Below are 6931 nucleotides of genomic sequence, written 5' to 3'. Positions count from 1 at the left end.
GGGGCGTGAGCCGCATGGATGCGGCGACCGAGCTTACAGGGACGTACTTGCAGCGGCCCCCGCAACCGGACCCACCCCGCCATTCGGCTGTTGCCGTTGCCTCTGCGGGTGCAGGGCGCAGCCCTGCAGCCCCCCCTTCCCTGAGCATTCCACGTAGTGGTTTGAGCGCCGCGCACACGCCAGCCACGGCACGCTAGGCCAACGGAACCACCCGTCATCCACCGAGAACCACCATGACCCTGCGCCACCTGCCCCTGCGCTCCGCCCTGCTGCTGGCCCTGTCGTCCCTGCCGCTGGCCGCGCTGGCCGAGGCTACTTCACCCGCCCCCACCCAGCAGGTGCCTGGCGTCTATCACCAGCGCGTCGGCGCACTGCAGGTCACCGCCCTGTTCGACGGCGTGGTCGCGCTGGGCCGGCAGGAAGTGGTGGACGTGCCGCCGACGCTGGTCAGCCGCCTGCTGGAAGGCCGCTACGTGCCTGAGGACAAGAAAGGCCTGCAGACAGCGATCAACGCGTTCCTGATCCGCCAAGGCAACCACCTGACCCTGGTCGATACCGGCACCGCGCAGTGCTTTGGCCCCGGCCTGGGCCAGGTGCTGGGCAATCTGCGCGCCTCCGGCGTGGACCCGGCCGAGGTGGACGAGGTGCTGCTGACCCACGCCCATCCGGACCATCTGTGCGGGGTGCTCGACGCGCAGGGCAAGCCGGCCTATCCCAATGCCACGGTGTGGCTGTCCAAGGCCGATGCCGATTACTGGCTCAACCCGGCCAGCGAGGCCACCGCACCGAAGGGCGTGCGCTTCGCCTTCCCGTTGGCGCGCAACGCGGTGGCGCCGTACCAGGCCAGCGGCCACCTGCGCACCTTCAGCCCCGGCGATGCCCTGCCCGGTGGCGCGGTGGCGATGGACACCCATGGCCATACGCCCGGCCATGTCTCCTACCGGTTCGACAGCCAGGGCGAGTCACTGCTGGTATGGGGCGATGTGCTGCACTTCCATGCGGTGCAGTTCGCGCACCCGGAGGCGGCATTCGAGGCCGATTCGGACCGCAAGGCGGCCATCGCCAGCCGTCGCGGGCTGCTGCAGCAGGCCACCGTCAACGGTTGGTGGGTGGCCGGTGCGCACCTGCCGTTCCCCGGCCTGGGCCATGTGCGTGGCGAGGGCAAGGCCTATGCGTGGGTGCCGGCGGAGTATTCGCCGTTGAAATGAGCCGATGAGCCCTTGTAGAGCCGAGCCCATGCTCGGCAACCTGGGCCTGGCCGCGCTGCGCGCGGCAGCCGAGCGTAGGCTCGGCTCTACAGAAAGGCAGGGGATGCCTTACTCCAGCCCCAACCAGCCGCCGATCACGCCGCGGGCTTCGTCCACACCGGTACGGTCTTCGCCGGAGAACACCTGCACGCTCACGCTGTCGCCATAGGCCGATTGCAGCTCCTTGCGCACCTTCTGCAGGGACTGCATCTGCTGGCTGCGGCTGAGCTTGTCGGCCTTGGTCAGCAGCGCGTGCGCCGGCAGGCCACGCTGCACGGCATAGGACAGCATCTGCCGGTCGTAGTCCTTCAGCGGATGGCGGATATCCATCACCACCACCAGGCCCTTCAAGGCTTCGCGGGTGCGGAAATACCTGTCGATGAAGGCCTGCCAGTGCGCCTGCAGGTCCAGCGGCACCTTGGCGTAGCCGTAACCGGGCAGGTCGACCAGATGCGCTTCCGGGGTGACCTGGAAGAACACCAGCTGCTGGGTACGGCCGGGGGTCTTGGAGACACGGGCCAGGGCGTTCTGGCGGGTCAGCGCGTTGAGCGCACTGGACTTGCCGGCGTTGGAGCGGCCGGCGAAGGCCACTTCGGCCCCTTCGTCGGGCGGCAGCTGCCGCACGTTGTGGGCCGAAAGGTGGTAACGGGCGCGTTCGATGAGCAATGACATGTGCCTAGGATCGCATGTTGCGGCGCCGCGCGCCCGTGCCGGCGGCCGTTGCGGGCATTTTGCTGCAGTGCTGCGTTGACCGTGCGAGGAAACGGCGTTGATAATCCGGGCGACGCCGGCGGCCACCGCCCGGCCCGGTCCATACGGAGCTTCAGCATGCGCCACGCTCGCGTTCTTGCCGTATCCGCCCTTGCCACTGCTGTAGTCGTTGCCGCTGCTGCGTTCGCGCAGACCACGTTGACCCCGCTGCCCGACAACGGGCCGATCCGCACCGCCTCGCTGGAAGTGGATTTCAGCAAGACCACCTGGGGTGACGCCAAGGCCGGCCAGACCAAGGCCTCGGCCTGCGCGGCCTGTCATGGCGCCGATGGCAATTCCACGGTGGAGATGTACCCGTCCATCGCCGGCCAGAGCGAACGCTACGTCGCCCAGCAGATGGCCCTGATCGCCAACGGCCAGCGCAGCTCCGGTGCGGCGGTGGCGATGGTGCCGTTCGTGCAGAACCTCACCCCGCAGGACATGCGCGACATCGGCGCGTTCTTCGCCACCCAGAAGGCCACCGCCGGCATCGCCGATGACACGGCGGTCACCGACGGCCCCTACAAGGGCATGAAGTTCTACGAGATCGGCCAGCAGCTGTACCGCGGCGGCGACGCCAAGCGCGGCCTGCCGGCCTGCATGGCCTGCCACGGCCCCAGCGGCGCCGGTAATCCCGGCCCGGCCTATCCGCACATTGGTGGCCAGCACGCCAGCTATGTCGCGCGCCGCCTGCAGGAATACCAGGCCGGCCAGACCAACGAAACCGACAAGGCGCACTTCCAGATCATGGCCACGGTCGCGCAGAAGCTGAGCGAGCAGGAGGTGCAGGCACTGTCGAGCTACCTGCAGGGTCTGCACAACAAGGCCGACGACGTGGCCGTTGCCACCACGCCGGCACAACCGGCTGCCGCCCCCTGACCACCATTGGTCGGCCGGGGCCGCCACCGCGGCCCTCGCCTGCGGTATGTTTCCTTCACGCCGGCGACCGCGCCGGCGTTGCTTTTTTCAACGGAGATGCGTGTCGATGAGGTTGATTTCCCGCCTGCTGTTGTCTGTGCTGGTGCTGCTGCCGCTGGTAGCCTGCGCCGCAACCCCTGCCAATGCCCCGCTGGTCGAAGGCAAAGACTACGAGCGCATCGCCCAGCCGGGCCCGTTCCAGCCGCTGGCCGGCAAGATCGAGGTGGTCGAAGTCTTCGGCTACACCTGCCCGCACTGCGCCCGTTTCGAGCCGCAGCTGGAAGCCTGGGCAGCCAAGCTGCCGGCCGACGTACGCTTCACCCCGGTTCCGGCGGCCTTCGGCGGCGCCTGGGACGCCTGGGCCCTGGCCTACTACGCCGCCGACGAAGTCGGCGTGGCCAAGCGCAGCCACGGCGCCGTGTTCAAGGCCCTGCACCAGGACGGCTCGCTGCCGATGCAGAACGTTTCGGCCGATGAGCTCGCCACCTTCTACAAGGCCTACGGCGTGACCCCGGACCGTTACCTGCAGGCCCTGCGCGGCGATGCCGTACAGAAGAAGGTCGATGCCGCCCGCGCGTTCGCCCAGCGCACCAGGATCCCGGGGACCCCGGCGCTGATCATCAACGGCCAGTACCTGGTGCGTGGCGACAGCTTCGACGACCAGCTGCGCATCGCCTCGGCGCTGATCGCTCAGGCCCGCGCCGCCCGCGGCCGCTGAACCAACACCCACCACCGACACGGCGCTGTCGCCGCCGCGTGTCATCATTTCCCCCTGGCCGGCGCATGACGCCGGCCCCACCTTTCCAGATGCTGGAGACGTTTCCATGAAGATCCGTTACGCCCTCGCCCTCGCAGCGCTGCTGCCAATCCTGGCTGCCTGCAAGGCCGACGACGGCAGCACCAACACCACCGCGGCCCCGGCCGAACCGGCTGCAGCTCCGGCGACCACCGAACCGGCTGCGCCGGCCGCGGGTACCGAAGGCGCCGCACCGGCCGCTGCCGAAGGCGAGAAGGCCGCGGCTGAAGCCGCCCCGGCCGCTGCACCAGCCCCGACCACCGCCGCGCTGACCGGCCCGGCCCCGGTGGAAGGCGCCGACTACCAGGTGATCCCGAACGGCCAGCCGTTCCAGCCGGCCGCCGGCAAGATCGAAGTGACCGAGATCTTCGGCTACGTCTGCCCGGCCTGCGCCGCGTTCCAGCCGCTGGTCGGCCCGTGGAAGGCCGGCCTGCCGAGCGATGTGAACTTCGTCTACGTGCCGGCCATGTTCGGCGGCACCTGGGACAACTACGCCCGTGCCTTCTACGCCGCGCAGACCCTGGGTGTGCAGGAGAAGACTCACGAAGCCCTGTACGCTGCCATCCATTCGCAGAAGACCCTGAAGGGTGAGCGCGGCACCGATTCGGTTGACGACATCGCCAAGTTCTACGGTGCCTACGGCGTGGATCCGAAGCAGTTCGCCGCCACCATGGGCAGCTTCGCAGTGAATGCCAAGACCAACTCGGCCAAGCAGTTCGCCCAGCGCAGCCAGATCAGCGGCACCCCGTCGATCATCGTCAACGGCAAGTACCTGGTGAAGGGCAAGAGCTTCCCGGACATGCTGCGCATTGCCGACCACCTGATCGCCCGCGAACGCGGTGCGGCCCAGGCTCACTGATCCAAGAGAAGCGTTTCCCGGCCGTGAATTCCCCCCGTACACGGACCCTGCGCTTGCTGACGGCCAACATCCAGGCCGGCTCAAGTACCCGCCGCTACAGCGACTATGTGACCCGCAGCTGGTCACATGCGCTGCCGGCGGGTCGCAAGCGCAGCAGCCTGGACGCGATCGCCACCCTGGCGCGCGAACATGACATCGTCGGCCTGCAGGAGGCCGACCCGGGCAGCCTGCGCTCGGGCTTCACCAACCAGACCCATTACCTGGCCCAGCGTGCCGGCTTCAACTACTGGAGCCACCAGCCGAACCGGCGCATGGGTGGGGTCGCCTCCAGCGCAAACGGCCTGCTGAGCAAGCTGGAACCGGTGGAAGTGCAGGACCACGCCCTGCCCGGCCGCATCGGCGGGCGCGGCGTGCTGCTGGCCAAGTTCGGCGATGGCGCCGACGGCCTGGCGGTGGCGGTGGCCCATCTGTCGCTGGGTGCAGGCTCGCGGATGTCACAGCTGGGCTTCATCGCCGAGCTGTTGTCCGACCACCCGAACGCCGTGTTGATGGGTGACTTCAACTGCCTGGCCGAGCGCCCGGAAATGCAGGTGCTGTACCAGAAGACCCGGCTGCAGCCCCCGGGCTGCATCGTGCCGACCTTCCCCAGCTGGCGCCCCGACCGCGCCATCGACCACATCCTGGTCAGCAGCGGCCTGCAGACCCGCGCCGTGGAGGCCGTTCCGGCCGCCTTCTCCGATCACCTCGCCCTGGCGATGCAGATCGACGTCCCGGCTGACGCCCTGCGCTGAACGCTCCTGGTGGGTGCCAATCTTGGTTGGCACGCCGCTCTGGTGGGTGCGGACCGTTGGTCCGCACGCTCTCTGCCGCTACCCGGCCTGCACCACCGGCACCTTCAACCGCCGCGCGGTCATCGTGCTGCCCACCGAGGCCAGCACCGTGCAGCCGATCGCCAGCCACTGCAATCCATGCAGGTGCTCGTGCAGCAGCAGCATCGCCCACAACGCGGCCACCGCCGGTTCCATGCTGATCAGGATGCCGAACGTTTCCTTCGGCAGGCGCTTGAGCGCCATCATCTCAAGCGACATCGGAATCGCGCTGGAGACCAGCGCCACCAGCAGGCCGGCCGCCAGGATCTTCGGCTCGAGCAGCGCGGCGCCGGCATGCACCACGCCCACCGGCACCACCACCAGCGACGCGGCCAGCAGCCCCAGCGAGACCGAGTGCCCAGCGTGCAGATGACCGGCACGCTTGCCGAACACGATGTACAGGCCCCAGCACGCCGCTGCGCCCATCGCATACAGCACGCCAGCCGGATCCAGCGCCGGGCCACCGCCCAGCGGCAGCAGCAGCAACAAACCCACCACCGCGCAGCCCACCCAGACGAAGTCGATGGGGCGTCGTGACGACAGCATCGCCACCGTCAGCGGCCCGGTGAACTCGATGGCCACCGCGATGCCGAAGGGAATCGTGCGCAGGGCCATGTAGAACAGCAGGTTCATCAGGCCCAGGGTGAGCCCGTAGCGCAGGATGGTGATCGCGTCCACGCGGCTGGTCTTCCAGCGCCATGGCCGCCAGAACATCAGCAGCAACAGTGCCGAGAAGCCCACACGCAGCGCGCTGGTGCCCTGGGCGCCGATCAGCGGGAACAGGTGTTTTGCGTAGGAGGTGCCGATGGCCAGCGAGGTGACCGAGCCGAGCACCGCCAGCGCCGGCAACATCGGCGCGAGTCGTGAGGTCTGCATGCGCAAAGTCTATTGCGCCGGCGCCGAGCACTTGGCTCAATTGACAGCCTGTTCGTGCAACTTCTGCTCGCCATGGCCATCGCTCCCGTGCTCGACAGCTTCGACCGCGCCATCCTCGACCTCCTGCAGCGGAATAACACCCTGCCGCAGCGCGAAATCGCCGAGGCCGTGCACCTGTCCACCCCGGCCGTGCAACGCCGCATCAAGCGCCTGCAGGACAGTGGCGTGATCGCCGCCAACGTGGCGGTGGTCGCCGCAGCCAAGGTTGGGCGACCGCTGACCATCATCGTCGAGGTGCGCGTGGTCAGCGAGCAGCGCGAACGCGTGGCGCCGTTCAAGCGCCGCGTGCAGGACGACCCGGCCGTGCAGCAGTGCTACTCGATCACCGGCGATGGCGATTTCCTGCTGCTTTCGGCGGCGTCGATGGAGGAGTACGAAGCGATCACCGAGCGCCTGTTCGGTGGCGATGACAACATCGAGCGCTTCCGCACCTCGGTAGCACTGGGCACGCTGAAGCGGAGTTTCGAGGTTCCGCTGCTGCCGGTCCTGTGGGGGGGGGGGGGGGGGGGGGGGGAGGGGGGGGGGGGGGGGGGGGGGGGAGGGGGGAGGGGGGGGG

At 68.8% G+C, this 6931-nt stretch carries 7 protein-coding genes and 1 pseudogene; 6 read left to right on the top strand and 2 right to left on the bottom strand.

Going from position 1 to position 6931, the window contains the following annotated elements; all coding sequences use genetic code 11:
- Window positions 1–233: 233 nt before the first annotated feature.
- Window positions 234–1208: an MBL fold metallo-hydrolase gene (locus ACTJJM_RS16200; protein ID WP_049409091.1), complete on the top strand. Its 975-nt coding sequence runs from the start codon at window positions 234–236 to the stop codon at window positions 1206–1208.
- Window positions 1209–1316: 108 nt separating this feature from the next.
- On the opposite strand, the gene yihA is transcribed toward ACTJJM_RS16200, so the two are convergent.
- Complete coding sequence (yihA, locus tag ACTJJM_RS16195) at window positions 1317–1919, bottom strand: ribosome biogenesis GTP-binding protein YihA/YsxC (RefSeq protein ID WP_014038472.1); 603 nt, start codon at window positions 1917–1919, stop codon at window positions 1317–1319.
- A 156-nt stretch (window positions 1920–2075) separates the two neighbouring features.
- Here yihA and ACTJJM_RS16190 point away from each other — a divergent pair, with 156 nt between their 5' ends.
- From ACTJJM_RS16190 to ACTJJM_RS16175, 4 genes are all read left to right on the top strand, one after another.
- Window positions 2076–2876 carry a c-type cytochrome gene (locus ACTJJM_RS16190; RefSeq protein ID WP_010480905.1) on the top strand — a complete coding sequence of 267 codons (801 nt, stop codon included), beginning with the start codon at window positions 2076–2078 and terminating at the stop codon, window positions 2874–2876.
- Window positions 2877–2982: 106 nt separating this feature from the next.
- A complete protein-coding gene (locus ACTJJM_RS16185; RefSeq protein WP_010480907.1) occupies window positions 2983–3633 on the top strand; it encodes a thiol:disulfide interchange protein DsbA/DsbL in 651 nt (216 codons plus the stop codon).
- A 106-nt stretch (window positions 3634–3739) separates the two neighbouring features.
- Window positions 3740–4570, top strand: a complete 831-nt coding sequence (locus tag ACTJJM_RS16180; protein WP_010480908.1) for a thiol:disulfide interchange protein DsbA/DsbL — start codon at window positions 3740–3742, stop codon at window positions 4568–4570.
- 53 nt (window positions 4571–4623) lie between these two features.
- Window positions 4624–5361 carry an endonuclease/exonuclease/phosphatase family protein gene (locus tag ACTJJM_RS16175; protein WP_177178893.1) on the top strand — a complete coding sequence of 246 codons (738 nt, stop codon included), beginning with the start codon at window positions 4624–4626 and terminating at the stop codon, window positions 5359–5361.
- A gap of 78 nt (window positions 5362–5439) precedes the next feature.
- Here the strand turns inward: ACTJJM_RS16175 and ACTJJM_RS16170 are convergent, their stop codons facing one another.
- Entirely contained in the window at window positions 5440–6315 is an 876-nt protein-coding gene (locus ACTJJM_RS16170; protein ID WP_029379718.1) for an EamA family transporter, read from the bottom strand.
- 72 nt (window positions 6316–6387) lie between these two features.
- Here ACTJJM_RS16170 and ACTJJM_RS16165 point away from each other — a divergent pair.
- A pseudogene (locus ACTJJM_RS16165) lies at window positions 6388–6864 on the top strand (Lrp/AsnC family transcriptional regulator); the annotation flags it as partial.
- Window positions 6865–6931 lie beyond the last annotated feature (67 nt).

This window comes from Stenotrophomonas sp. 22692 (assembly GCF_052045015.1).
GTDB lineage: Bacteria > Pseudomonadota > Gammaproteobacteria > Xanthomonadales > Xanthomonadaceae > Stenotrophomonas > Stenotrophomonas geniculata.
This window is presented reverse-complemented; position numbering and strand designations above follow the sequence as displayed.